25 protein-coding genes are annotated in these 24,545 nt (G+C 62.7%); 21 read left to right on the plus strand and 4 right to left on the minus strand.

Annotated features, from left to right (window positions below; translation table 11 throughout):
* Positions 1-63 precede the first annotated feature (63 nt).
* Positions 64-3,330, minus strand: a complete 3,267-nt coding sequence (gene rne / locus IEW63_RS04855; protein WP_188635423.1) for a ribonuclease E — start codon at positions 3,328-3,330, stop codon at positions 64-66.
* A gap of 526 nt (positions 3,331-3,856) precedes the next feature.
* Between rne and rluC the strand changes: the two genes are divergently transcribed.
* Genes rluC through sppA form a run of 3 tightly spaced genes read left to right on the plus strand, consistent with a single transcriptional unit; the run spans position 3,857 to position 6,512 of the window.
* On the plus strand, positions 3,857-4,831 hold the full coding sequence (gene rluC, locus IEW63_RS04860; RefSeq protein ID WP_373288211.1) for a 23S rRNA pseudouridine(955/2504/2580) synthase RluC: 975 nt from the start codon (positions 3,857-3,859) through the stop codon (positions 4,829-4,831).
* 1 nt (position 4,832) lies between these two features.
* Positions 4,833-5,510 carry an HAD-IA family hydrolase gene (locus IEW63_RS04865; RefSeq protein ID WP_188635424.1) on the plus strand — a complete coding sequence of 226 codons (678 nt, stop codon included), beginning with the start codon at positions 4,833-4,835 and terminating at the stop codon, positions 5,508-5,510.
* A 30-nt stretch (positions 5,511-5,540) separates the two neighbouring features.
* Positions 5,541-6,512: a signal peptide peptidase SppA gene (gene sppA / locus IEW63_RS04870; protein WP_188635425.1), complete on the plus strand. Its 972-nt coding sequence runs from the start codon at positions 5,541-5,543 to the stop codon at positions 6,510-6,512.
* A 3-nt stretch (positions 6,513-6,515) separates the two neighbouring features.
* Here the strand turns inward: sppA and IEW63_RS04875 are convergent, their stop codons facing one another.
* Entirely contained in the window at positions 6,516-7,094 is a 579-nt protein-coding gene (locus IEW63_RS04875) for a Maf family protein (RefSeq protein WP_188635426.1), read from the minus strand.
* Positions 7,095-7,216: 122 nt separating this feature from the next.
* On the opposite strand from IEW63_RS04875, the gene IEW63_RS04880 reads away from it, so the two are divergent.
* The 13 genes from IEW63_RS04880 to IEW63_RS04940 all read left to right on the plus strand — a co-directional run bounded on the left by IEW63_RS04880 (position 7,217) and on the right by IEW63_RS04940 (position 17,286).
* Positions 7,217-7,738: a YceD family protein gene (locus tag IEW63_RS04880; RefSeq protein ID WP_188635427.1), complete on the plus strand. Its 522-nt coding sequence runs from the start codon at positions 7,217-7,219 to the stop codon at positions 7,736-7,738.
* Positions 7,739-7,756: 18 nt separating this feature from the next.
* Positions 7,757-7,939 (plus strand): 50S ribosomal protein L32, encoded by a 183-nt coding sequence (gene rpmF / locus IEW63_RS04885; protein WP_074778555.1) that lies wholly within the window; start codon positions 7,757-7,759, stop codon positions 7,937-7,939.
* Positions 7,940-7,942: 3 nt separating this feature from the next.
* Positions 7,943-8,965: a phosphate acyltransferase PlsX gene (gene plsX / locus IEW63_RS04890; RefSeq protein ID WP_229710314.1), complete on the plus strand. Its 1,023-nt coding sequence runs from the start codon at positions 7,943-7,945 to the stop codon at positions 8,963-8,965.
* A gap of 63 nt (positions 8,966-9,028) precedes the next feature.
* Positions 9,029-9,967, plus strand: a complete 939-nt coding sequence (fabD, locus tag IEW63_RS04895) for an ACP S-malonyltransferase (RefSeq protein ID WP_188635428.1) — start codon at positions 9,029-9,031, stop codon at positions 9,965-9,967.
* Positions 9,968-9,977: 10 nt separating this feature from the next.
* Complete coding sequence (gene fabG / locus IEW63_RS04900; RefSeq protein WP_188635429.1) at positions 9,978-10,721, plus strand: 3-oxoacyl-ACP reductase FabG; 744 nt, start codon at positions 9,978-9,980, stop codon at positions 10,719-10,721.
* A 145-nt stretch (positions 10,722-10,866) separates the two neighbouring features.
* Entirely contained in the window at positions 10,867-11,103 is a 237-nt protein-coding gene (gene acpP, locus IEW63_RS04905; RefSeq protein ID WP_044499790.1) for an acyl carrier protein, read from the plus strand.
* A 223-nt stretch (positions 11,104-11,326) separates the two neighbouring features.
* Positions 11,327-12,565: a beta-ketoacyl-ACP synthase II gene (gene fabF, locus IEW63_RS04910; RefSeq protein WP_188635430.1), complete on the plus strand. Its 1,239-nt coding sequence runs from the start codon at positions 11,327-11,329 to the stop codon at positions 12,563-12,565.
* Positions 12,566-12,579: 14 nt separating this feature from the next.
* Positions 12,580-13,410 (plus strand): aminodeoxychorismate lyase, encoded by an 831-nt coding sequence (gene pabC, locus IEW63_RS04915; protein WP_188635431.1) that lies wholly within the window; start codon positions 12,580-12,582, stop codon positions 13,408-13,410.
* A 5-nt stretch (positions 13,411-13,415) separates the two neighbouring features.
* A complete protein-coding gene (gene mltG, locus IEW63_RS04920; protein WP_188635572.1) occupies positions 13,416-14,483 on the plus strand; it encodes an endolytic transglycosylase MltG in 1,068 nt (355 codons plus the stop codon).
* Positions 14,480-15,112 carry a dTMP kinase gene (tmk, locus tag IEW63_RS04925; protein WP_188635432.1) on the plus strand — a complete coding sequence of 211 codons (633 nt, stop codon included), beginning with the start codon at positions 14,480-14,482 and terminating at the stop codon, positions 15,110-15,112. The genes mltG and tmk overlap by 4 nt, the downstream gene beginning before the upstream one ends.
* Positions 15,105-16,097 (plus strand): DNA polymerase III subunit delta', encoded by a 993-nt coding sequence (locus tag IEW63_RS04930; protein ID WP_229710316.1) that lies wholly within the window; start codon positions 15,105-15,107, stop codon positions 16,095-16,097. The genes tmk and IEW63_RS04930 overlap by 8 nt, the downstream gene beginning before the upstream one ends.
* 52 nt (positions 16,098-16,149) lie before the next feature.
* The gene (locus IEW63_RS04935; protein WP_188635434.1) at positions 16,150-16,503 is read left to right on the plus strand and encodes a PilZ domain-containing protein; all 354 of its coding nucleotides are present in this window, start codon (positions 16,150-16,152) and stop codon (positions 16,501-16,503) included.
* A gap of 3 nt (positions 16,504-16,506) precedes the next feature.
* The gene (locus tag IEW63_RS04940; RefSeq protein ID WP_188635435.1) at positions 16,507-17,286 is read left to right on the plus strand and encodes a TatD family hydrolase; all 780 of its coding nucleotides are present in this window, start codon (positions 16,507-16,509) and stop codon (positions 17,284-17,286) included.
* Positions 17,287-17,503: 217 nt separating this feature from the next.
* Here the strand turns inward: IEW63_RS04940 and IEW63_RS04945 are convergent, their stop codons facing one another.
* The gene (locus IEW63_RS04945) at positions 17,504-18,661 is read right to left on the minus strand and encodes an aminotransferase class V-fold PLP-dependent enzyme (protein WP_188635436.1); all 1,158 of its coding nucleotides are present in this window, start codon (positions 18,659-18,661) and stop codon (positions 17,504-17,506) included.
* A 162-nt stretch (positions 18,662-18,823) separates the two neighbouring features.
* On the opposite strand from IEW63_RS04945, the gene IEW63_RS04950 reads away from it, so the two are divergent.
* Together IEW63_RS04950 and IEW63_RS04955 are read left to right on the plus strand one after the other, a co-directional pair.
* The gene (locus tag IEW63_RS04950) at positions 18,824-19,462 is read left to right on the plus strand and encodes a TetR/AcrR family transcriptional regulator (RefSeq protein ID WP_188635437.1); all 639 of its coding nucleotides are present in this window, start codon (positions 18,824-18,826) and stop codon (positions 19,460-19,462) included.
* Between the two features lie 68 nt (positions 19,463-19,530).
* Positions 19,531-20,544 carry an amidohydrolase family protein gene (locus IEW63_RS04955; RefSeq protein WP_188635438.1) on the plus strand — a complete coding sequence of 338 codons (1,014 nt, stop codon included), beginning with the start codon at positions 19,531-19,533 and terminating at the stop codon, positions 20,542-20,544.
* A gap of 37 nt (positions 20,545-20,581) precedes the next feature.
* On the opposite strand, the gene IEW63_RS04960 is transcribed toward IEW63_RS04955, so the two are convergent.
* Positions 20,582-22,231 (minus strand): carboxylesterase/lipase family protein, encoded by a 1,650-nt coding sequence (locus tag IEW63_RS04960; protein WP_188635439.1) that lies wholly within the window; start codon positions 22,229-22,231, stop codon positions 20,582-20,584.
* A gap of 176 nt (positions 22,232-22,407) precedes the next feature.
* Here IEW63_RS04960 and IEW63_RS04965 point away from each other — a divergent pair, with 176 nt between their 5' ends.
* Genes IEW63_RS04965 through IEW63_RS04975 form a run of 3 tightly spaced genes read left to right on the plus strand, consistent with a single transcriptional unit; the run spans position 22,408 to position 24,514 of the window.
* Positions 22,408-23,307: a radical SAM protein gene (locus tag IEW63_RS04965; RefSeq protein ID WP_188635440.1), complete on the plus strand. Its 900-nt coding sequence runs from the start codon at positions 22,408-22,410 to the stop codon at positions 23,305-23,307.
* Positions 23,304-23,894 (plus strand): DUF4823 domain-containing protein, encoded by a 591-nt coding sequence (locus IEW63_RS04970; protein ID WP_229710318.1) that lies wholly within the window; start codon positions 23,304-23,306, stop codon positions 23,892-23,894. Before IEW63_RS04965 ends, IEW63_RS04970 begins: the two co-directional genes overlap by 4 nt.
* 29 nt (positions 23,895-23,923) lie before the next feature.
* Complete coding sequence (locus tag IEW63_RS04975) at positions 23,924-24,514, plus strand: DUF1285 domain-containing protein (RefSeq protein ID WP_188635442.1); 591 nt, start codon at positions 23,924-23,926, stop codon at positions 24,512-24,514.
* The last annotated feature ends 31 nt before the right edge of the window (positions 24,515-24,545 follow it).

Here is a 24,545-nt window from a genome sequence, read left to right on the forward strand (position 1 = left end):
GGCAACTTCACGCGCAACAAAAAAGGGATGCCAATTGGCATCCCTTTTTTTATCCGCTGCGAATCAGTTGCGGGGCGTCTGACCCTCAGGGGCGTCACGGCCTTCCTGCTGCTCCGCAACATTCACGGCAGGGTGCTCCGGAACGTCCACCTGTGCGGCGGTCGTAGTCACGGCCTCGGTGCCGGCTTCCGGGGCTTCAGCCACGGTATCCGCATCCGAGGTGCTCTGCGCTTCCTCGATCTGTTCGATCACCGGCTGGGTCTCAGCCATGGCTTCGCTGATCGGGTCGGCAGCAGGTGCTGCTTCTTCGGTCTGCTGCGGCGCAGGGCGGCTTGCTGCCTGCTCGGCTTCGGCTGCCTGCTGCTCGGCAAGGCGTTTGGCCTCCATCCGACGCTTGCGGATTTCCCGCGGGTCGTTGAACGCACGGCCGCTCTCGGTGAGCGCCGGGATCACCGGCTCGGCGGGCTCGGACTTGGCTTCCTGCGGTGCGGTCTCGCCAGCCGGGCTGGCTACGCTGCTTTCGGCCTTCTCTACCTTGCTGACTTCGGCTGCGGGAGCAGGCTCGCTGCCAGCCTGCGCTGCCGCTGGCTGCTCCGCTTCGATCTCAGCCTTGACCTCCACTGCAGGCTCGCTGGCTGCGGAAGCAGCCGGTTGGGCGGCCTCGGGTTCGCTGGCCGGTTGCTCTGCCGGAGCCGGTGCGTCGCTGGCCCCGGCCTCCTCTGCCGCTGGCAGGGCTTCCTCGCGCTGCTGGCTGAAGGCTTCCACAGCGTGCTCGATGGACTGTTCCATATCCGTTGCGGCCTGGGTCAGGCGCTCCTCGACCGGCTGCTTGATGTCTTCAACCCTGGCTGTCGGCTCGACAGCGCCTGTATCTTCAGTGGCCGAAGGTGCCGCAGCAGCGGGAGTGGCTGCCTCCACGGCGGGCTCGTTGACCATTTCCGCAGGACTGTGACCTTCGCCTGCTGCGACCGCTTCCGTTGCAGCAACGGCGACGGCCGTCGGCAGAATCGCCTGATCGCCGGTGTCCTGCTGGTTGCCTTGATCGCCGGCATTTTCCGCCTGTGCCGCACTGCGGCTGCGACGGTTGTTGCGGCGGCGCTGGCTGTTGCGCGAACGACGCTTGGGACGATCCTCTCCGGCGTCCCCATCGTTGTCGGTCTGCTCCTGGGTCTGGTCGATCAGCAGTTCCTCATCCTGTGCTGCGGCCTCCTCCTGACGGGGCTGGCGGCGCTGCTCCTGACGGGCGTCCTCGGCGCTTGGGCGCTGCTGCTCGGCGTTGTCCGCCGTGGCGGCGCTGGCCCCACTGCTGCGGCGACGGCGGCGGCTGGTGCTGGTGCCTTCGCTCCGGGTGCTGGCGCTGGCCTGGGCAGCCTGCCCGCCGGTGACCTCGGGACTCTTGCGCTCATTACGCTGGCTCTGCTGGCGTTCGCCGCGATCGGAGCGCTCATTGCCACGCTCGGCATTGCGCTCTCCACGCTCGGTGCGTTCGCCGCGCTGGCGCCGGTTGCGGTTGGGGCGACGATCACCGCCGTTGCGGCTGCCATCGCGGGACGGCTGGCGTTCGCGGGTGCTGCTGGGCTGCTGCTCTGCTTCGCTTTCCGCGCTGTCATCGCTGGAGAACATGCCGACCAGGGACTTGATCAGCGATTTGATCAATCCCGGCTGGGACTCCTGGATCGCACGGTTGGCTGCCGCCACCGGAGCCGGGGCGGGGGCCGGTGCCGGGGCAGGGCGGGACGGTGCAATGCTCTTGACCGCTGCCTCCTGGCGGACGATGGCGCGGGTCTGGCTGACCGGAGCCGGCTCCTCCTGCTCCACATCGGTGCTCATGGTATAGCTGGATTCGCCATTGAGAACGGCTTCCTGATCGTCACGCAGACGCTGCACCTCAAAATGCGGGGTATCCATGTGCGGGGTCGGCAGAACCAGCAGGCGAACCTCGGTGCGCGCTTCGATCTTGGCCAGTACATCCCGCTTCTCGTTGAGCAGGAAGGTGCCGATGGAAACCGGTACGTGGGCACGCACTTCGGCGGTGCGATCCTTCAGCGCCTCTTCCTCGATCAGACGCAATACCGACAGGGACAGCGATTCAACGTCACGGATGGTGCCCCGGCCATTACAGCGCGGGCAGACGATGCCGCTGGTCTCGCCCAGCGACGGGCGCAGACGCTGACGGGACATCTCCAGCAGACCGAAACGGGAAATGCGGCCTACCTGCACCCGGGCGCGGTCGGCTTCCAGACTTTCGCGGACACGCTCTTCCACGGCACGCTGGTTCTTGGCGGGCGTCATGTCGATGAAGTCGATGACGATCAGGCCGCCGATGTCACGCAGGCGCAGCTGACGGGCGATTTCCTCGGCGGCTTCGAGGTTGGTCTGCAGCGCAGTCTCCTCGATGTCGCCACCCTTGGTGGCACGGGCCGAGTTGATGTCGATGGAAACCAGGGCTTCGGTGTGGTCGATGACGATGGAACCGCCGGAGGGCAGCTTGACCTGACGGTCGAAAGCCGTCTCGATCTGGCTCTCGATCTGGAAGCGGTTGAACAGCGGTACGCTGTCCTCGTACAGCTTCACCTTGCTCGCATACTGCGGCATTACCTGGCTGATGAAGTTGAGGGCTTCTTCCTTGACCGTTTCGTTGTCAATCAGCACCTCGCCGATGTCCTGGCGCAGGTAATCGCGGATGGCGCGGATGATGACGTTGCTTTCCTGGTAGATCAGGAAGGCGCCGCTGCGCTCGGCGGAGGCGGTCTTGATGGCTTCCCACAGCTGCAGCAGATAATCCAGGTCCCACTGCAGCTCTTCGGCGCTGCGGCCGAGGCCGGCGGTGCGCACGATCATGCCCATGTCGGCAGGAACGTTCAGGCTGTTCAGTGCTTCACGCAGTTCGTTGCGCTCTTCGCCCTCGATGCGACGGGAGATACCACCGGCGCGGGGGTTGTTCGGCATCAGCACCAGATAGCGGCCGGCCAGGCTGATGAAGGTGGTGAGGGCAGCGCCCTTGTTGCCGCGCTCTTCCTTGTCGACCTGGACGATGACTTCCTGGCCTTCCTTGAGTACATCCTTGATGTTGACCCGGCCTTCGGGCTGTTTGGAGAAGTATTCGCGGGAGATTTCCTTCAGCGGCAGGAAGCCGTGGCGTTCGGAGCCGAAGTCGACAAATGCGGCTTCGAGACTGGGCTCGATGCGGGTAATGCGACCCTTGTAGATGTTGGACTTTTTCTGCTCGCGTGCGCCGGATTCGATATCCAGGTCGTACAGGCGCTGGCCGTCTACCAGCGCTACGCGCAACTCTTCTGGCTGAGTTGCGTTGATCAGCATTCTTTTCATGAAGTACCGTTGTGTATCCAGTGGTCCCCGGAACACGAGTACGGCACCTGATTCGTCCGTTAGGTGTCAGGTGTGTTTCTGCCTGGGCCTCAGCCCATGTTCAGTCACGTTGCGCCTGCCCTTGGGCAGTCGCAGTGGGTTCTGTCTGTGGCGCTACAGAGAAACGTTACTTTAGGGAGGACTCAGCCGGACTGCGGACGGGGACACACCCAATACAAGTGTCAACGCTCGTCACATCATCCTGAAGCTGTGCATCTCCACCTAATCACTTGGCTATCTGAATCGGGTGCCGCCCATCGCCTACCGCGGAGCGGGTTAATATTCTGCCAGCCTGGGCCTGCAGTCTTTCCTCTCGAGATTCGTCGGCGCTGTTGTCGGGGCCTGACGAAGGCTCTACATCAATTTCTGGGAGGATATGCAACACTCGGTGGAATGCTGTGCCTCCGACTGCCTTTTGCGCAGCTCGTCGGACTATAGCAGCATTATTCAAGTGCTTCAATTGCATGAAAAAATGTATCATGCACGCATGACCAATGCCGACTCCCCCATGCCTTCAACCGTGCAGACCGACCTGATCAGCGAGGATCAGGCCGGCCAGCGTATCGACAATTACCTGCTGACCAGGCTCAAGGGCGCCCCCCGGACCCTGATCTACCGCATCCTGCGCAAGGGTGAGGTGCGGGTCAACAAGGGGCGGATCAAGCCCGAGTATCGCCTGCGGGCCGGCGACCTGATCCGTATCCCACCGGTACGCCTGCCGGAAGCCGATGCGCCGGTGCTGGTGGGGCAGGGCATCCTCAACGCGCTGGAGCAGGGCATCCTTTATCAGAGCAAGGGGCTGCTGGTAGTGAACAAGCCGGCCGGACTGGCCGTGCACGGCGGCAGCGGACTGAATTTCGGTGTGATCGAGGCGCTGCGTCAGCTGTTTCCCGGTGAGGCGGACCAGCTCGAACTGGTCCACCGGCTGGACCGGGATACCTCTGGCTGCCTGATGGTTGCCCGCAAGCGCAGCATGCTGCGCCATCTGCATGCCGCGCTGCGTGGGGACGGTCCGGGCAATGGCGTGGATAAGCGTTACCTCGCGCTGGTGCGCGGGCGCTGGCCATCCCAGGTCAGGAAGGTTCACGCGCCGCTTGCGAAGAACAATCTGCGCTCGGGCGAGCGTATGGTCGAGGTCAGCCCAGAAGGGAAGGAGTCGCTGACCGAGTTCCGGGTGGTGCAGCGCTTCGGTGATGTCGCCACCCTGGTTGAAGCCCGACCCATCACCGGGCGCACGCACCAGATCCGCGTGCATGCCCGCCACGCCGGGCATCCGATTGCCGGGGACCCCAAATACGGGGATGACGGGTTTTCCGCGGTCATCAGGGAGATGGGTGGCAAGCGATTGTTCCTGCATGCCGTTTCTCTTGATGCGGTGTTGCCTGATGGTGAGCGTCTGCAGGTGCAGGCTGAACCCGGTGAAATGTGGGAGCGCACGCTGCGCCGTCTGGCAGAGGAGTGACATGAATACCCTGATCTTTGACTGGGACGGCACCCTCGCCGACTCCATTGCCAATATCGTTACCGCCATGCAGCGCGCCGCCGAGGATACCGGTCTGCCGGTACGCAGTGCGCGGCAGGTGAAGGACATCATCGGCCTGGCGCTGCCGGATGCCGTTGCGGTGCTGTATCCGCATATCGAGGACCCCCTGTTTGCGCAGCAGGTGATAGACGCGTATGCGGACAATTACCTGACGCTGGAACAGCAGCCGTCGGCATTGTTCGACGGCGTACATGCGGCGCTGGACGAGCTGCGGGCCGAGGGCTTTCATCTTGCCGTGGCTACCGGGAAGGGCCGCCGCGGCCTGGATCGCATGCTGGCCACCCATGATCTGCAGGATTACTTCGACGTCACCCGCTGCGCTGACGAGACCGCGGGCAAGCCTGACCCGCGGATGCTCCATGAGATTCTGGACGAGCTGGAAGTGTCGCCAGCTCAGGCGTGCATGGTGGGGGACAGCGAGTTTGACATCCTGATGGGGCACAATGCAGGGGTGCGCCCGGTAGCGGTGACCTATGGTGCCATGACCCAGGAGCAGCTGTTGCGCTGCCAGCCGGTGCATTGTGTGGACACCTTCGACGAATTCCAGAGCTGGGCGCAGCCCCAGTTCAGGGCGACTCAAACGACAGAGGCGTTATAGATGCAACAAGACCCGTGGACGGAAGGCCCGATGATCGAACGAGATGAAGTGGCTGCGCGCAAGGAAGACCGCAAGGCCTGGCAGCTGCTGGAAAAGACCCTGCTGGCATCGGTCCAGGAACAGCGCCGTTCGCGGCGCTGGGGCATATTCTTCAAGAGCCTGACCTTTCTTTACCTGATCGGGGCGCTGTTTCTGCTGTCGCCCCTGTCGAATCTGGAAGGGGCGTCCACCGCAGGCAAGCCGCATACCGCGCTGATCGAGGTGCGCGGCACCATCGCCGATCGCCAGGAAGCCAGTGCTGACAACCTGGTCACCAGTCTGCGGCGGGCGTTCAAGGACGAACAGACCCGCGCCGTCGTGCTGCGCATCAACAGTCCGGGCGGAAGTCCGGTGCAGGCCGGCTACGTGTACGATGAGATCAAGCGCCTGCGCTCACTGCATCCCGATGTCCCCGTCTATGCCGTGATAGCGGATATCGGTGCTTCCGGTGCCTATTATATTGCGGCGGCGGCCGACGAGATCTATGCCGACAAGGCCAGTCTGGTGGGCTCCATCGGCGTGACGGCTGCAGGCTTCGGCTTTGTCGAGACGCTGGACAAGCTGGGTATCGAGCGGCGTACCTACACGGCGGGCGAACACAAGGCGTTTCTGGATCCCTTCCAGCCGGAGCGCGCCGATGAGCGGGAATTCTGGCAGGGCGTGCTGCATACCACCCATAAGCAGTTCATTGAGCAGGTGCGCAAAGGGCGCGGTGATCGGCTGAAAGAGAACCCCGATCTGTTCAGCGGGCTGGTCTGGTCGGGCGAGCAGGCTGTGGAGCTGGGCCTTGTTGATGGGCTGTCCAGTGCGTCAGCAGTAGCTCGCGACCTGGTCGGCGTGGAAGAGATGGTTGATTTTACCCATCGCGAGTCGCCGTTTCAGCGCTTCTCCCGTCAGCTGGGTACCAGCATCGGCAATACTCTGGCCATGCATCTCGGGCTGGCTGCACCCCAGCTGCGCTGACGCTCAGGGCAGTTGCAGCCCTTCGTTACGCAGCATCTCGCACAGCCTGATCAATGGCAGTCCGATCAGGCTGTTCGGATCGTCGCCCCGTAATGCGCGGAACAGGGCGATGCCAAGTCCTTCCATTCTGAAGCTGCCGGCGCAGTCGTAGGGTTGTTCGCTGCGCAGGTAGCGCTCGATACTCGCATCACTCAGCTCCCTGAAGACCACGTCAAAGGGCTCGCTTCGCAGCTGATAGTCGCCGGTGGCGCTGTTGAGCAGGCACAGGCTGGTGGTGAAACGTACCGTTCTGCCGCTGCAGTGCTTCAGTTGTGCGGCGGCAGCTTCATGATCGCCGGGCTTGCTCACCGGTTTGCCGTCCAGCAGCAGGACCTGGTCGGAGCCGATGATCAGGTGGGTCGGGAAGCGTTCCCGGAGAGCCTGCGCCTTGGTCAATGCGAGCCGCTCGGTCAGCTGTTCGGGCGTTTCTCCCGGCAGTGGCTCTTCATCTATATCCGGGGCGGCCCACTGAAAGGGCAGCCCGAGACGCTCCAGCAGCGTGCGACGGTAAGGCGAGCTGGACGCGAGAACGAGGTCGGGCATGGGTGCCTCCTGCTGTGAATTCGCTCGATTCTACCCTTCCATGTGCGTGGCGGCACAAGATGCAGGGATTCCGTCCAAATAGTTTTGACAGAGGCACCGCGGGTGCCTAGAATTGCGCGCTTATGTCTGGAACCATACCTGCACACATCGAACCCCGCCGCCTGGCAGACCGTGGCATCGCCCTGAAAGGGACGGTATCCGCTGCCAGGATGACGCGCCTCAGCGCTCTGCTGGATGCTCCGGCCGGAGAGGTTCAGGTCGAACTGAATTTCAACCGGGACGAGCAGGGCATCAGCGCGATGCACGGTCATTACCAGCTCGAGGTGGCGTTGATCTGTCAGCGCTGTCTCGAGCGGGTCGTGCTTGAGCTGGATGCCGAGTGTGATGTGGGGTTTGTGGCGAGTGACGAGGCGGCGAAGAACCTGCCCCGGCACTATGAACCGGTTATTCTGGATGACGAGGCGCTCGATCTGCACGAGCTGATCGAGGATGAACTGCTGCTGGCGTTGCCGGCGGTTCCGATGCATCCGATGGGAACATGTCAGCACCCGCCAGGCTATCAGCCTGACGAAGCGGAGCCGGAGGAAGAAGCTGAAAAGCCCAATCCCTTCAGTGTGCTGGCCAAGTTGAAACGCGATACCTGAGCTTAGGAGCTTAAAGTCATGGCTGTACAGCAGAACAAAAAGTCTCGTTCCGCACGTGGCATGCGTCGTTCGCACGACGCACTGACCAGCGCGGCGTTGTCCGTAGATCAAACTACCGGTGAGACTCACCTCCGCCACCACGTGTCCCCGGATGGTTTCTACCGCGGCCGTCAGGTGGTGAACAAGGACAACGACGAATAAGTCTTGTCCGCGTCAGTCCGCCTCGCGGTTGATGTGATGGGCGGGGACTTCGGTCCCCGCTGCATTATCCCCTCTGTTGCCCGCTGCCTCGAGCAGGACTCCCGGCTCAATGTCGTTCTGGTGGGCTCGCCCGAGCCGATGACCAGTCTCTGCGCCTCCCATCAGCTGCCCGCTGATCGTGTCAGCTTCATCCATACCTCCGAAATCATTCATGCCGATGATGCGCCTGCCAGCGTGCTGCGTGGCAAGCGCGATTCATCCATGCGCGTGGCCATCGAACTGGTGCGTGACGGCAGGGCCGACGGCTGCCTGAGTGCCGGCAACACCGGCGCGCTGATGGTGCTTGCCAAGGCTCTGCTGGGCACGGTGGAAGGTATTCAGCGACCGGCGATCATGGCTGCGCTGCCCGTGGCCGGCAAGTTCTGCCATGTACTGGACCTCGGCGCCAACGTGGACTGTACTGCCCGTCAGCTGTTCGAATTCGCGGTGATGGGCTCCGAGGCGGTGGCGGAGCTGACCGGCATCGAGCAGCCCCGGGTCGGCCTGCTGAATATAGGCAGCGAGATCAACAAGGGGTCGCTGCGGGTCCGGGAAGTTTCCGAGCTGTTGCGGGATTCCCCGTCGCTCAATTACATCGGTCATGTAGAGGGCAACGAGCTGTTTCAGGACAGGGCCGATGTGGTGGTGTGCGACGGCTTTGTCGGTAACGTGATGCTCAAGGCCAGCGAGGGCCTGGTTGACTATATGCAGGGCGAGATGCGCAGGGCCTTCGCTGACAACCTCTTGCTGCGCCTGTTGAGCCCGGTTCTCAGGCGCTCATTGCGTCCCATGGCCGAGCGGCTGAACCCGCACCAGTACAACGGGGTCAGTCTGCTGGGGCTGCAGGGAGTGGTGGTCAAGAGCCATGGCAATGCCGGTCAGCCGGCATTCGAGGCAGCCATTCGCCAGGCGGTTCGCGCCTGTCAGTCGGATATGCCGCAGCGCATCGCTGCGCGCCTGGCGCGCTGTCGAGGCGATCTATTGTGACCTGGGTGGCCGGATGGCCATCCAAGGGCGAACCGTTCAGATGAAAATAATGAGGAAGGTTGCATGACTCAAACCCTCGCTTTCGTATTCCCGGGACAGGGCTCCCAGGCAGTAGGCATGCTCGGTGAGCTTGCCGCAGAACATCCACAGATCGGCGAGACCTTTGCCGAGGCTGCCGATGCCCTCGGATACGACCTCTGGCAGCTGTGCCAGAACGGTCCTGAAGCCGATCTCAATCGCACCGATCGCACCCAGCCGGCGATTCTGGCTGCTTCCATCGCGCTCTGGCGGGTATGGACGGCGAACAGCAGCGTGCGCCCCGCCTTTGTTGCCGGGCACAGCCTGGGGGAGTATTCCGCCCTGGTCGCCGCCGGTGTCATTCCTCTTGCCGACGCGCTGCGTCTGGTTGAGCGGCGCGGTCAGCTGATGCAGCAGGCGGTGCCGGCAGGCGAGGGCGCCATGGCAGCCATCCTGGGTCTGGCCGATGAGCAGATTACCCAGCTGTGCGCCGAAGCCGCTCAGGGCGAAGTGGTCAGCGCGGTCAACTTCAACGCTCCGGGTCAGGTGGTGATTGCCGGCCAGGCCGCGGCGGTGCAACGCGCCATTGACGCCTGCAAGGCGGCCGGTGCCAAGCGCGCGATCGAGCTGCCGGTCAGCGTACCGTCCCACTGCGCGCTGATGAAGCCCGCTGCCGAGCAGCTGGCGAAGGATTTCGAGCAGCTGGATTGGCAACAGCCCCGCATCACCCTCGTGCAGAACGTCAGTGCGCGTCCCGCTGCCGACATGCAGACCCTGCGTGACCAGCTGGTGGAGCAGCTCTACAGCCCGGTTCGCTGGGTGGAAAGCATCGAATATCTGGCTGGTCAGGGCGTGACCGATCTGGTTGAATGCGGCCCCGGAAAGGTCCTGTCGGGTCTCAACAAGCGCTGCGCCAAGGGTGTGGCAACTCATAACCTGGACAGTGCGGCGGGACTTGCCGCTGCCCTGACCCAGTTTGCCTGAGGAAATCGAGATGAGTATTGAAGGGAAGGTAGCGCTGGTCACCGGCGCCAGTCGCGGCATCGGTGAGGCCATCGCCCATGCGCTGGCGGCTCAGGGTGCCATCGTGGTCGGCACCGCGACCAGTGATGCAGGCGCGGCCTCGATCGCCGAGAAGCTGGCTGCCGCCGGCTACCGGGGTACCGGTATGAAGCTGGATGTACGTGATCAGGCGTCCGTTGATGAGGTGCTGGCACGGATTGGCGAGCAGTTCGGAGCACCGGCTATCCTGGTGAACAATGCCGGTATCACTGCCGATAATCTGTTGATGCGCATGAAGGACGACGAGTGGGATGACGTCATCGGCACCAATCTCAGTTCCGTATACCGTTTGTCCAAGGCGGTCCTGCGTGGCATGACCAAGGCCCGCTGGGGGCGTATCATCTGCATCAGTTCCGTGGTGGCAGGCATGGGTAACGGCGGACAGTCCAACTACGCGGCGGCCAAGGCCGGCATGGAGGGTTTTGCCCGTGCGCTCGCCCGTGAAGTGGGCTCCCGCGGTATTACCGTGAACGCGGTGGCCCCCGGCTTCATCGATACGGACATGACCCGGGCACTGAACGACAATCAGCGTTCGGTCATGCTGGAACAGATCCCACTGGGGCGCCTCGGCCAGGCCGCGGAAATCGCCTCGGTCGTTGCCTTCCTGGCCGGCGAATCGGCTGGATACATCACCGGCGCAACCATCCCGGTGAACGGCGGCATGTTCATGGGCTGAGGCCCCTGAACGGTCCTGGCGGAAGCTGTCTGCGCCGGGCGTTTTGGACCGGAAGTGTTTTCCAGCTTGAAAACTCTGGAATGCTTTCTATAAACTACCCGCAGTCCGGCTTATCGGAACTGCAAATCAGGAGTGAGATCAAGGTATGAGTACCATCGAAGAACGCGTCAAGAAAATCGTTGCCGAACAACTCGGCGTTAAAGAAGAAGAAGTAACCAACAGTGCTTCCTTTGTTGAAGATCTTGGCGCTGACTCCCTGGACACCGTAGAGCTGGTCATGGCTCTCGAAGAGGAATTCGAGACCGAGATTCCCGACGAGGAAGCCGAGAAGATCACTACCGTGCAAGAAGCCATCAACTACGTGAACGCTCACCAGAAGTAATCACGCAGTCTGCTTGCAGGTTGAGAAAGCCGCAGTCCTGGTCCAGTACTGCGGCTTTTTTGTGGGCAGCTATCCAACTGACTCGAAGCGGGTCTTCGGCAGGGCACATGCGAGGCGGGTCTGAAATGCAAGGTGACCAATGCATGTCATCATGCAGTTGCCGTGCCGCGTCTTTATGCGGACAATAGCCCGCTGTCGCAAGAGTTGAATTAAGGAGTCTCCTTTGTCGCGTAGACGCGTCGTGGTAACCGGCATGGGCATGTTGAGCCCGCTCGGCAATACGGTTGAAAGCAGCTGGCAGGCCGCTCTGGCTGGCAGAAGCGGTATCGGCCCCATCGAGCATATGGACGTCAGTGCTTTCAATACCCGCTTTGGTGGCTCGATCCGTGATTTCGATATCGAACCCTACATGACCGCCAAGGAAGCGCGCAAACTGGATCTGTTCATCCAGTACGGCATCGCTGCCTGCATTCAGGCGCTCAACGAGTCGGGTCTGGAAATCACTGACGCCAACCGCGATCGCATCGGTGTCTCCATGGGATCGGGCATCGGCGGGCTGACCAATATCGAGCACAACCACGCGCTGCTGCTCAACAGCGGGCCGCGACGCATATCGCCGTTCTTCGTCCCCGGCTCGATCGTCAACATGGTTGCCGGTTACCTGTCCATCCAGTACGGCCTGCGCGGGCCCAACTACGCGCTGACCACCGCCTGTACCACCGGTACGCACAGCATCGGCATGGCCGCCCGCAATATCGCCTACGGCGAAGCGGATGTCATGATCGCCGGCGGTTCGGAGATGGCTACCACCGGGCTGGGGCTTGGCGGCTTCAGTGCCGCCCGGGCACTGTCCACCCGCAATGATGATCCGCAGAAGGCCAGCCGGCCCTGGGACAGTGAGCGTGACGGTTTCGTTCTTTCCGACGGTGCCGGGGCAATGGTGCTGGAGGAATACGAGCATGCGGTGGCCCGTGGCGCTCATATCCACGCCGAACTGATCGGCTTCGGCATGAGTGGTGACGGGTTCCATATGACTGCCCCTCCTGAAGATGGCCGCGGTGCGGCAATGTGCATGAGCAACGCTCTGCGCGATGCGGGCATCGAGCGGGAGGCCGTCGGCTACATCAACGCCCACGGCACTTCCACCATGGCCGGAGACCTCGCGGAAAGCCGTGCCGTCGAAAGTGTGTTCGGCGACCATGCCGGCAAGCTGGCCATGAGTTCGACCAAGTCGATGACCGGCCACCTGCTGGGTGCAGCCGGAGCGGCCGAGGCCATTTTCACGGTGCTGGCACTGCGCGACCAGGTGGCGCCACCGACCATCAATCTGGAGAACCCCAGCGAAGGCTGCAATCTGGATTATGTTGCCAATGAAGCCCAGGCGCGCACCCTGACGGTGGCGATGTCCAACTCCTTCGGCTTCGGCGGCACCAACGGCAGTCTGGTATTTCGCCGGCCCTGATGGAGGGTATCCGGATGGCTTCCAGCTCAACGGTCCGCTATCGGGTCAATGGCCATCCGCATGATCTGGTCTCCGTCAGGGACCGTGGGCTGGCTTACGGTGACGGGCTGTTCGAAACCATACGGGTCGTCAATGGGCGTGCCACACTGCTGGAACGTCACCTGGGCCGTCTCGGTCGCGGCATGTCGGTGCTGCGCATCGAGATGCCTCTTACGTCGCTGCGCAGCGAGCTCGAGGCGGCCGCCGTCGAGCTGGGCGAAGGATTGCTCAAGCAGATCGTTACCCGCGGCGAGGCAGGGCGGGGCTATGCCATGCCTGCCATCGCCGAGCCTACCCGCATTCTTCAGCTCCTGCCCCCGCCGGAATATCCCGCAGCCCACACGCTCAAGGGGATCAGGCTGTTCCCCTGTGCCACCCGTCTGGCACATCAGCCGTTGCTGGCAGGTCTCAAGCACCTCAACCGGCTCGAGCAGGTGCTGGCGCGAAGTGAGTGGCAGGACAGCGGCCATGCAGAGGGGCTGATGTGCGATATGGCCGGGCACCCGGTGGAGGGCACCATGAGCAATCTGCTGCTGCGTCTGGACGGCCGCTGGGTCACCCCCGATCTCCGCCATTGTGGCGTGCGCGGAGTGATGCGTGACTATCTCATGGACCAGCTGGCGGCCGAAGGCGAGCCGGTGCTTGAGCGCAGTGTCACCCTCGACGAGCTGCTGGCATGCGACGAGCTTGTATGCTGCAACAGCGTTTTCGGTGTGTGGCCGGTGGTTGGTCTGGGTGATCGGAAGTGGGCCGTTGGGCCTGGGGCGCGACGACTACAGGTATTTTCAGAGCAGGTTCTGAGTTGAAGTCAATTATCAAGACTGCAGTATATCTTCTTGTTTTTATTGTGTGCCTTGCGGGCGCCGTAGCGGCATGGGGCTTTTTCACTCTGCAATCGGCGTTGAACCAGCCGCTGGAGGTCGAGGTTGTCGACGTACTCGATGTTCCACCGGGCAGCACGCCGGCCCGGGTGTTCTCCAGTCTGGAGCAGCGCGGGATCATCGAGCGCGCCGGCTGGGTCCGACGTTACTGGCAGTGGCAGATGGCTGACACCGTTCTGCATGTGGGCGAATACCGCGTGGAGCCGGGCATGGATGTCAGGGCGTTACTGGACAGGCTGCAGCGCGGCGACGTCATTCAGCGCAGCATCACCCTGGTCGAAGGGTGGAATTTCAGTCAGTTCCGTGACGCGCTGGCCGGCGCGGAGCGGCTCGAGCAGACCCTGCCCCGTGAGTGGAGCAACCAGAAGGTAGCTGCAGAGCTGGACCTTTCCCGGTCGCACCCGGAGGGACTGTTCTTTCCTGATACCTATCTTTATACGCTCGGCATGTCGGACCGGGACATCCTCCGCCGCGCCCATCAGCGCATGCAGCAGGAGCTGGCGGACGCCTGGGAACAGCGTGCCGACGGACTGCCGATCAGCACGCCCTACGAGGCGCTTATTCTGGCATCGATCATCGAGAAGGAAACCGGCATGGCCCATGAAAGAGGAGAGATAGCCGGGGTGTTCACGCGTCGCCTGCAGATAGGCATGCGCCTGCAGACCGACCCGACGGTGATCTACGGCATGGGCGAGAATTACCAGGGCAGGATCCGACGTGACGACCTTCGACGCCCCACGCCCTACAATACCTACACGATTGATGGTCTGCCGCCGACGCCCATCGCCATGCCGGGCCGGGAGGCGCTGCGCGCTGCGGTGAACCCTGCGCCGGGCAAGAGTCTCTATTTCGTGGCCCGCGGGGATGGCTCCCATGTATTCTCGGAAACCCTGCAGCAACATAACCGAGCGGTACGCAATTACCAGATCAATCGGGCAGCCGACTATCGCTCCAGTCCACCGCCGGCGGAGCGCGATGCCAACGGAGGGGCTGAATGAGCGGACTGTTCATCACATTCGAAGGCCCTGAAGGTGCGGGCAAATCGACCAATATCAAGGTGTTTGCCCAGGCGCTGGCCCAGGCAGGCCATGCACCGCTGACCACCCGCGAGCCGGGTGGCACACCTGTCGCCGAGCGCATCCGCGAGGTCCTGCTCAGCGTTCATGATGAGCCGATGCATGCCGATACCGAGCTGCTGTTGATGTTTGCCGCCCGGGCGCAGCATCTCAATGGGTTGATCCGGCCTGCGCTGGCCGAGGGTCGCATCGTGATCAGTGATCGCTTCACTGATGCGACCTACGCCTATCAGGGCGGTGGCCGAGGCATCGACCCCCGACGTATTGCTGCGCTCGAGACGTGGGTGCAGGGTGAGCTTCGTCCTGACCTGGTGCTGCTGTTCGACGTTCCGGTAGACGTGGGCATCGCCCGCGCCCGGGCGCGAAGCGAGCTGGACCGTTTCGAACAGGAGCACCGGTCTTTCTTCGAGCAGGTCCGCAATACCTATCTTGAGCGCGCGGCGGCTGATCCTGCGCGCTACCGAATAATCGATGCCAGCGGCAATCTGGAACAGGTGCACCGGGAAATGCAGCCGGTCATCGAAGAAGTGCTGGAGCGCGTCGGTGGCTGATCCGGCGGCGATCTGCCCATGGCATCTACCGGTCTGGCAGTCGCTGACCACCCGGGACCGGCAGCCCCACGCCTTCCTTTTCGGTGGGCCAGCGGGCATAGGCAAACGGCGGTTCGCTGAGGCTTTCGCCGACTGGCTGCTTTGTCTGAAGCCCCGCCCGGGCGCAGCCTGCGGCGAGTGCCGCAGCTGCCAGCTGCGGCTGGCCGGCAGTCATCCGGATCGGCTGCTGATCGAGCCGGAGGAGGAGGGCAAGGCGATCCGCATCGACGCCGTGCGCCAGCTCGCCGACTTCATGGCCCAGACTGCGCAGCAGGGCGGGCGCAAGGTGGTGATGCTGCATCCGGCCGAGGCAATGAATCTCAATGCCGCCAACGCGTTGCTCAAGTCCCTGGAGGAGCCCACCGCAGAGACCTACCTGCTGTTGATCACCGACCAGCCCAGCAGACTGCTGCCCACCATTCGCAGCCGTTGTCAGGTCCTGAGCCTGACAGCGCCGGGCCATGCCGAGGCCAGGAGCTGGCTGGCTGCCCAGCTGCCGGAGCTGGATACCGGGCAGCACGACGCCCTGTTGCTGATGGCGGGGGGGGCACCGTTGCGCGCCCTGCAGCTGCAGACAATGGATGCGGCTGCTCTGCGGCGTCAGGTCGTGGAGGGCGTCAAGAGTCTCCTCAAGCGGGAAGAGTCCGCCTCCCGGCTGGCCGAAACATGGACTGCCGTGCCACTGGAGCTGCTGGCGGACTGGTTCTGCGACTGGACGCTGGATCTGCTGCGTCTCAAGACCGGCGCTGTAGAGCGGCCCCTGAACGGCGACATGGACAAGGTGCTACCCTATATGGCGCGGCATGTAACGGTGCCGGCTCTGATGGAGTGGCAGGACTGGTTGCTGCAGCACCGTGGGATGATTCTCGGCAAGGCCAATCTGAACCGCGTGATGCTTATCGAAACCCTGCTGATCCAGTGGAAACAGCTGATGGAAAAGCGCTAATCTGGCCCGGTCACCGGGACAACAGACTGGCTTTTAAACAAGGATAACGCCCATGAGTACTGCCACCGCAGGCCCCCGTAACGGCATTCTCTCACTGACCATCAAGGACAAGTCGGTGCTGTATGCGGCCTACATGCCCTTCATCAAGCATGGCGGAATGTTCATTCCCACCAACAAGAGCTACCGGTTGGGCGATGAAGTCTTCATGCTGCTTAACCTGATGGAGGAACCGGAAAAGATTCCGGTGGCCGGTAAGGTAGTGTGGATTACGCCCCGTGGCGCTCAGGGTAACCGTGCGGCGGGTATCGGTGTCCAGTTCAGCGATCAGGACAATACCGCCCGCAGCAAGATTGAAACTTATCTGGCCGGAGCGCTGAAGTCCGACCGCCCAACCCATACGATGTAATCAATGCTGATAGATTCCCACTGTCATCTCGACAGGCTCGATCTGAGCGCCCATGGCGGCTCCCTGAACAATGCGCTTGATGCGGCCCGCGCCCGCGGTGTCGGCAAATTTCTCTGCATCGGCGTGGATGCCGCCAACGCGCCGGTGGTGAAGCGGTTGGCCGAGCAACACGAGGATGTCTGGTGCAGTGTGGGTATCCACCCGTTGGACCTCTCCCGCAACGAGCCCGCCGACCTGCCCTGGTTGCTGGAAGAGCTCGACCATCCCCGAGTCGTGGCCATCGGTGAGACGGGGCTGGACTACCACTACGAGCCGGAGGGCGCGAAGCTGCAGCAGGAGTCGTTCCGCTTTCACCTGGAGGCGGCCCGGCAGACCGGCAAACCGGTGATCATCCATACCCGCGAGGCCCGGGCCGACACCCTGGATATGCTGCGCGAAGCGGATCTGCCCAACGCCGGTGTCCTGCATTGCTTCACCGAGGACTGGGACATGGCCCGCGCAGCCCTCGACATGGGCTATTACATATCCCTGTCCGGCATCGTAACCTTCCGCAACGCGGAAGAGCTCAGGGAAGTGGCGCGCCGCATCCCCGCGGATCGCCTGCTGGTGGAGACCGATTCTCCCTACCTGGCGCCGGTGCCCCATCGGGGCAAGCCGAACGAGCCGCAATTTGTCTGTGAAGTTGCTGCCGCCCTGGCCGAGATTCGCGGCGAAGCCGTGGAAGCGCTCTGGGAGAACACCACGGCCAACTTCCATCGGTTGTTTCCGCTGGCAAGTCACTGATACGCCGGCGCGGCCTGCCAAAAAAAGACCCGAATTCCGGGGGAAGAATTCGGGTCAAGACCATTAGGAGTGATACAGAAACGGGCTGAGCCGATTCTGCCAGACCCCGGCGCTTGGGGGAGACCGGTGCCTGTTGACTGAAGTATTGATGATTTTTTGCACAATGCCAGGCGAAAGGTCGGATATCTTAAACGGATTTGGAATAACCCCGCCTCATTTATCGTGACCTGGTGGCTTCGTCGACCTTCATCCGCAGAATCCCCAGTGCGCGGTCGAGCACCTCCTGAGTCGTGTAGAAATGCGGAGACCAGCGTATCCCGCCGCCCCGTGCAGCACAGATGACACCCGCCTTCATCAGCTCCGCATGCAGCCAGCCATTGTCTATCCCGCGGAAGGTGAAGGTGACAATGCCCGCCCGACGCTCGGGCGCCGTCGGGCTGAGGAGCCGCGCCCCGGGCAGTGCGCTGATGGATTGCAACAGATACGCGGTTCGTTGCTGCAACGCCTGCTGGATACGCTCGATGCCCGTCTCCAGCAGCAGTTCCAGGCTGGCTGACAGCGCATGCTGGGCCAGGGTATTGGGACTGCCCGGTTCAAAACGGCGTGCGGTGCTGGCGGGCGTCCAGTCCTCGCGGTCATAGTCGCCCAGTGCTTCCACCATGTGCCAGCCGAACTGCGTGAGCTTCAGCCGATCACGGACTTCCCGCCGACAGTAGAAAACCCCCAGACCTTCCGGGCCGAGCATCCATTTGTGACCATCGGCCATGGCAAAGTCGCACTGGCTGACCTGGACATCCAGCGGCAGGGCACCAAGGGACTGGATGGCATCAACGCAGAAGAGAATGCCGCGCTGGCGGCACGCCTCTCCCAGCCGCTGCAGGTCCATGCGCAGGCCGCTGGCATACTGTACCGAGCTGATGCTGAGCAGGCGGGTGGCCGGGCCCATGGCGGCAATCAGTGCCGACTCCGGATCCTCACCGTCCAAGCTTACCTGGCGTACCCGCACACCCTGATTTTCCAGAGCCTGCCAGGGAATGCGGTTGGAAGGGAACTCCTGATCACTGAGCAGGACCTCGTCGCCCTCGGCCCACTCCAGGCCCATGGCGACGATCGACAGCGCTTCGGAGGTATTCTTGACCAGCGCGATGTCACCCTTGCTCGGTGCATTGAGCAGCGTCTTGAACTGGCCCCGCAGTTCATGCTCCAGCTGCACCCAGCGCGGATAGTCGCGGGCGCCCTGGTGCATGTTTTCCCGAGCGAAGGCGGCAACCGCCTCGGCTGCCCGCCGGGGCCAGGGGGCGACGGCAGCGTGGTTCAGATAGCAGATGTCGGGCGCGTGGGGAAATTCCTCATCCCACTGAACGTCATGAAGCATTCCTGGTGATCCTGTAACTGTCGAGTTGTACCGGATCATAACCCAGCCTGCGCCGGTTTGTGGGGGATGCATGAATTTGCAGTCATATAAGTACCAGAATTGTGCAAATGGTCATGAAATTGGCATAATGCGGCGAAACCGTCACGCAATGCAGGAAAGCTCATGCAGAAAGAATCACGCAAGGTCCGCGAATTCCGCCGGCGCGAACAGGAAATTCTCACAGCAGCATTGCGCCTGTTTCTGGAGCAGGGGGAAGACAGTGTCACGGTAGAGATGATTGCGGATGAAGTGGGCATAGGCAAGGGCACCATCTACAAGCATTTCAAATCCAAGGCCGAGATCTATCTGCGGCTGATGCTGGACTACGAACGCGAGTTATCCGAGCTGCTGCATTCGGAAAATATAGAGAAGGACCGTGCGGCGTTGTCCCGTGAGTACTTCGCCTTTCGCATGAGCGATCCGGAACGCTACCGTCTGTTCGACCGCCTGGAGGAGAAGGTGGTCAAGGGCAACCAGATGCCGGAGCTGGTGGAACAGCTGCATGGTATTCGCGCTTCCAATTTCAACCACCTTACCGGCGTCATCCAGCAGCGCATCGACGAGGGCAAGCTGGAAGACGTGCCGGCCTATTTCCATTACTGCGCCGCCTGGGCGCTGGTCCACGGCGCCATGTCCATGTACCACTCGCCATTCTGGCAGGAGGTCATCGAGGACAAGGAAGGCTACATGCAGTTTCTCACCGATATCGGCGTGCGCATGGGCAATCGGGCCCGTCGGCGCCGGGATGCAGACCCCGCCTGAGCAGCCGGTGAACTCGACGGCGGCGCCCCGGTCTATCGGGGTGATCCGCCGAATCAGGAGTTTACCGCTTGCCGCTTTTTCCTAGACTGCTTTGCCTGCTGGTCGCGCTGGGCGCGTGGCAGGTACACGCCCGTGATTACACCTATACCGATGCCCATCTGCATTACGTCGACTTCTTCCAGGAAAGCGACGGCATGGACAGCCTGCTCGAACAGATGGACGCACACGACATCGAGCATGTGATGCTCACCGGCATTTCGGTTGCCAAGAAGTGGCACGAGGACGAGCCCCGCCGCCCGCGTTACTACGCCGGGGATGACGCCGGGGCCTACTGGTACAGCGCAACCGATCATATCGTTGCCCATGCGCTCCAGCAGCTGACGCCCGAGCAGCGCAAGCGCTTCCATCCCTTTCTCACGGGCTTCAACCCGAACGACAAGAATGCCGATGAGCATGTGCGCCGGCTGCTGAAGATGTATCCGGGCATGTGGAAGGGCATCGGTGAAATCTTCACCCGTCATGATGACCTCACCGCACTTACCTACAGCGAGACGCCGAGGGCCAACAGCGAGGCGCTCCGGCGGATTTATTTCCTGGCCGAGGAGTTCGACCTGCCGGTGATGATCCACAGCAACATCACCTCCAAGCGCGAGCGCAATCCCCTGTACCTGCCCGAGCTGGAGGAAGCCCTGCGCGATCATCCGAAGGTGCGCTTCATCTGGGCCCATGCCGGCACCAGCAAGGAGATCCATCGCCATCAGGAGAAGCTGACGTTCCTCTTCGAGGAGCTGGAGAGAATGCTCGGGCTTTATCCGAATCTGTATATCGACCTGTCCTGGACCATGCTCGAGCCCTACCTGCTGGACTCGCAGGGCCGGCCGGAGCCGCAGTGGGTTCAGCTGGTCGAGAGTCACCCGGAGCGCTTCATGATCGGCTCGGATGTGGTAGGGAGCTTCAAGCGCCTCGGCGAGCACATGACCGCCTTCGACGTTTTTCTCGACGCGCTTTCCGAGCCGGTAGCGCACCGGGTGGCACGGGACAACTTCCTGGCGGTGCTGCCCCGGAACCCGGACAGGGAGTGAGGTGGATGGAGGTGCCCTGGAGCACCTCCAGGGGCTGTCAGCGCGGGTTCAGTTGGTCGCGCCAGTAACTGCAGTTGTGAGTGTCATCGAAGGAGGCCTTCGCCACGACGCCGGGGCGGGGCGAATCCAGCTCGATGATCTGGTCACTGGCCGCCAGTCTCGGCCACTCCACCGCTTCAGCAGCACCATCGGTGCCATTGGGTCCGATCGCCGGGTCATCACCATAGCGGGCGAAATTGGTCCAGTAGCGGGCCATGTGTTCAGCCAGTTGCAGTTGTTCCTCGGTTGCGCCACGCGCCCTCAGGGTTTCCTCCGAAGCAAGCACGAACTGGATTTCGGCGGTGTGGGTTGCTCCCATCTCGATCACGGGAGGCAGCCCCGGCAGCAGCGGAGCATCTTCGTCCGTGAACCAATAGCCCCAGGTGGGCACCTGGTCCCTGAGCAGGTCCCACTGGGCGCTGTTGGGGCAGTTGAAGCGCCAGTCGGTGCCTATGGCACTGTAGGCAGTTACGGTGATAGCCGGATCGCCGGCAAACCGCCCCAGGTAGTGATTGGCGATATCGCTGGCATTCAGGCTCGGGTCTTCGGAGAGCAGGTCGGCTACCGCATCGCGATAGGCCTCTGCAGAGGCAAAGGCGGTAGGATCTTCCGCCAGCGCCAGCAGTGTGAACAGGCTGCCCTCATTGAGGTTGCTGCCCATGATCACCGGCACCTGGTTGAACTCGCCACTGGCCAGGGCATCGTTGATCGAGAGGGGCAGGGTGGGCGTGCCAGTGGACGGCAGTGCGCTGCCCGCCTGGGCGTCCAGCAGTTCCTCGACTGACAGGCTGCGCAGGCAGCTGACCAGAGCCTCATTATCTGCCGAGCCGGCGCAGGTGGTGGCGGCCACGGTTGGATTACCGAACAGCGCCTGTCCAATGGGGAGGGGCAGCTGATCGCCATTGTAGGAGCCGCTCTGCACGATCGCCTTGTGGAACAGACCGGCTGCCGCCGGCGACGCCAGTTGACTCATGACGCTGTGGCCGCCCGCGGACTCACCGAAGAGCGTGACATTGTCAGGATCGCCGCCGAACTCGGCGATGTTGTCCTGCACCCATTGCAGCGCCAGCTGCTGGTCCTGCAGGCCGAAGTTGGGGTCGCCCAGCGCGGCGAGGGGCAGGAAGCCGAGGGCACCGAGGCGGTAGTTGAGTGTGACGACCACCACTCCCTGTTCGACCAGTCGCTCGGGCTCGTAGCTGGCGCCACCGGAGCCGTAGATGAAGGCTCCGCCATGTATCCAGACCATGACCGGGTAATCGCCGGGTTCTTCGGGTGCGTATACGTTGAGGAACAGGCAGTCCTCGTTGACGCTGGCCTCACCAAAATTGCTGCCGATCTGCGGGCAGGCTGAACCGAAGCTTTCATCCAGCTCGATCACTCCGTCATGGGCGGCAGGGAACGAGGGGCTGGCGAAACGCTCTGCCTGGCCATAGCGGATGCCGCGGAAGACCCGCATGCCCGACTCGCTGATGCCGGTATAGTCACCCTGCTGGGTGGAGACTCGCAGCGGATTGTCTGCCGGCGAGCCGGAGTCGCTGCTGGAGCCGCCGCCACCGGACAGGCAGCCGCTGAGGCTGACTGCCAGGGCGAGGGCCGAGAGGGAGGAGATGACCAGGCGCGCGGGAGAGGTTCTGATGGGGCTGTGCATTATTGTTGTTCCTTGTTTCGTGTACATGGCCAGTGGCCTGTTACCTTCCGTATCCGCACATTAAAGGAACTGTTCCGGCCCACGCCAAACCCCAAAAGGGTGAGAGAAGCAGTCGCTCGCATCCCCCGGCGGGCGTAATCCTGTAGACTGTTGCCGTGTCACGATTGGAGAGTTACATGACTGCCAGGATTCAATTCCCCATCGACTACATCGAGCCGGTGTTCCGTCCGCCGAGCGAAGCGCATTCGCTTATCCTGCCGGTCACCAATGGCTGTTCGTGGAACAAGTGCACTTTCTGCGACATGTACACCGCGCCGCAGAAGAAATTTCGCGCCCGGGATGAGGAGCAGGTGCTGGAGGAAATCCGCCGCTGCGGCGAGCGGATGATCGTGCAGCGCGTGTTTCTGGCGGATGGCGATGCGATGGTACTGCCGACACACAGGCTGCTGCGCATCCTGCAGGCGATTGCCGAACACATGCCCGAAGTGACGCGGGTGACCTCGTACTGCCTGCCGCGCAATCTGCGTCGCAAGTCGGTGGAGGAACTGCGACAGCTGCGTGAAGCAGGGTTGCAGATGCTCTATGTCGGAGCCGAGTCGGGTGATGATGAGGTGTTGCGGCGGGTGAACAAGGGCGAGACCTTCGACTCCACCGCCGAGGCCCTGATCAAGGCCCGGGAAGCGGGACTGCGAACCTCGGTGATGATTCTGAATGGCCTGGGAGGTCAGTCGCTGTCGCCACAGCATGCCGCCAACTCCGCCCGCCTGATGAATCTCACCCAGCCTGACTACTTGTCGACGCTCGTGGTCAGTTTCCCCAACGGACTGGATCGCTATCGCGAGCAGTTCCCGGATTTTCAGCCGCTGGAACAGCAAGGCCTGTTTATCGAAATGGAGCAGTTTCTCTCTGCGCTGGAGCTGGAGAAAACCGTTTTTCGCAGCGATCACGCTTCCAATTATCTGGTGCTCAAGGGCACGCTGGGGCGGGACAAGGCGCGTATGCTGGCGCAGGTGCGGGAGGCTGTGGAACGTCCAGCCCATGCCGGCCTGCGCCCCGAATGGATGCGTGGCCTGTGACGCCCCGCCTGCTGGCGGCGCTGATCGCCCTGGGGCTCGCCGGATGCACGCCTTCGCATATGCGCGATGAGGGGCGCCAGCTGCTGAGTGATGCACGGCTGATCGACAGTGTGCAGATCCAGCGCAGCGGCAACTGGCGGCTGCAGCCGGATTCGCGGATGTACATTGCCCAGAGCCACTTCGACCCTGTCGGCCACGCTCATGCCAGGCCGAACCTCCTTGCCGAGGAAGCCTTTGGCGCCGCCGTGCAGGTATTCCCCATGGTGCGCCGGGCGCCGCAGCCGCAGGGGCTGGACGAGGCGCTGAGCAGTGCTCGCCAGCACGGCATGGACTATCTGCTGTACACCCGCTTCGCCAGCGCGCGCGCCAGTGGCGGCACGGATCAGGAGCGCGTACGGGACGGGCACGTGGGCCGGGATGAGGTGGTGTTGCAACTGATGCTGATGGAAACGGGCACCGGTCGGCTGGTGGACTTCGTCACCATCGAAAACCGCACCGGATTCCTCGATTTCAGCCGCTCGCGTCCGGAGGATCTGCTCAGGGAACCCATGCAGACCTATACACGTCAACTGTTGGGCAATCGCTGAAACACGGTCACTGCAACAGGGAGCACAGGATGGACACCCGACAACCCCCGGCACAATCACTGCTCAGGCATCTTCCCGAATCGACCGTAGGTGCGGCCCGCGAGCCCGCACCGGTTCACCTCTGGAATCCGGAGTTGAGCGGTGAGCTGGACATGCACATCGCCCGTGACGGGACCTGGTATCACGAGGGCGAGCCCATCACCCGGCTGGCACTGGCGCAATTATTCTCCGGCATTCTGCGACTGGAGGAGGACGGACGCTACTACCTGGTGACGCCGGTCGAGAAGTGGGCGATCCGCGTGGATGACGTTCCTTTCGTGATCGTACGCCTGGAAGTGGAGGGCAGGGGACGGGAGCAGGAACTGCGTTTCTTTACCAGCCTCGAGCACGAGGTGGTGGCAGGTAACGAGCATCCCATTCGGGTTCAGATCGATGAGCGAACCGGCGAGCCGTCGCCTTACCTGTTGCTGCGGGACAACCTTGAGGCGCTGCTCCATCGTAACGTGTTCTACCAGTTGGCGGAGCTCGCCGAAGAGCATCAATGGCAAGGACGGACCCGCACCGGCGTCTGGAGCCGCGGGATTTTCTTTCCGATAGATGGCGATTCAGCTCTGGACTGAGGGCCGCAGGGCTGCGGCCCAAGTCAAGACC

It is taken from the genome of Halopseudomonas pertucinogena, from assembly GCF_014646575.1.
Taxonomy (GTDB): domain Bacteria; phylum Pseudomonadota; class Gammaproteobacteria; order Pseudomonadales; family Pseudomonadaceae; genus Halopseudomonas; species Halopseudomonas pertucinogena.

Bases quoted from the DNA above. Each gene is read 5' to 3' on its own strand.
- rne (WP_188635423.1), bottom strand. From the start codon at position 3,330: ATGAAAAGAATGCTGATCAACGCAACTCAGCCAGAAGAGTTGCGCGTA.
- rluC (WP_373288211.1), top strand. From the start codon at position 3,857: ATGACCAATGCCGACTCCCCCATGCCTTCAACCGTGCAGACCGACCTG.
- IEW63_RS04865 (WP_188635424.1), top strand. From the start codon at position 4,833: ATGAATACCCTGATCTTTGACTGGGACGGCACCCTCGCCGACTCCATT.
- sppA (WP_188635425.1), top strand. From the start codon at position 5,541: ATGATCGAACGAGATGAAGTGGCTGCGCGCAAGGAAGACCGCAAGGCC.
- IEW63_RS04875 (WP_188635426.1), bottom strand. From the start codon at position 7,094: ATGCCCGACCTCGTTCTCGCGTCCAGCTCGCCTTACCGTCGCACGCTG.
- IEW63_RS04880 (WP_188635427.1), top strand. From the start codon at position 7,217: ATGTCTGGAACCATACCTGCACACATCGAACCCCGCCGCCTGGCAGAC.
- rpmF (WP_074778555.1), top strand. From the start codon at position 7,757: ATGGCTGTACAGCAGAACAAAAAGTCTCGTTCCGCACGTGGCATGCGT.
- fabD (WP_188635428.1), top strand. From the start codon at position 9,029: ATGACTCAAACCCTCGCTTTCGTATTCCCGGGACAGGGCTCCCAGGCA.
- fabG (WP_188635429.1), top strand. From the start codon at position 9,978: ATGAGTATTGAAGGGAAGGTAGCGCTGGTCACCGGCGCCAGTCGCGGC.
- acpP (WP_044499790.1), top strand. From the start codon at position 10,867: ATGAGTACCATCGAAGAACGCGTCAAGAAAATCGTTGCCGAACAACTC.
- pabC (WP_188635431.1), top strand. From the start codon at position 12,580: ATGGCTTCCAGCTCAACGGTCCGCTATCGGGTCAATGGCCATCCGCAT.
- tmk (WP_188635432.1), top strand. From the start codon at position 14,480: ATGAGCGGACTGTTCATCACATTCGAAGGCCCTGAAGGTGCGGGCAAA.
- IEW63_RS04935 (WP_188635434.1), top strand. From the start codon at position 16,150: ATGAGTACTGCCACCGCAGGCCCCCGTAACGGCATTCTCTCACTGACC.
- IEW63_RS04940 (WP_188635435.1), top strand. From the start codon at position 16,507: ATGCTGATAGATTCCCACTGTCATCTCGACAGGCTCGATCTGAGCGCC.
- IEW63_RS04945 (WP_188635436.1), bottom strand. From the start codon at position 18,661: ATGCTTCATGACGTTCAGTGGGATGAGGAATTTCCCCACGCGCCCGAC.
- IEW63_RS04950 (WP_188635437.1), top strand. From the start codon at position 18,824: ATGCAGAAAGAATCACGCAAGGTCCGCGAATTCCGCCGGCGCGAACAG.
- IEW63_RS04960 (WP_188635439.1), bottom strand. From the start codon at position 22,231: ATGCACAGCCCCATCAGAACCTCTCCCGCGCGCCTGGTCATCTCCTCC.
- IEW63_RS04965 (WP_188635440.1), top strand. From the start codon at position 22,408: ATGACTGCCAGGATTCAATTCCCCATCGACTACATCGAGCCGGTGTTC.
- IEW63_RS04975 (WP_188635442.1), top strand. From the start codon at position 23,924: ATGGACACCCGACAACCCCCGGCACAATCACTGCTCAGGCATCTTCCC.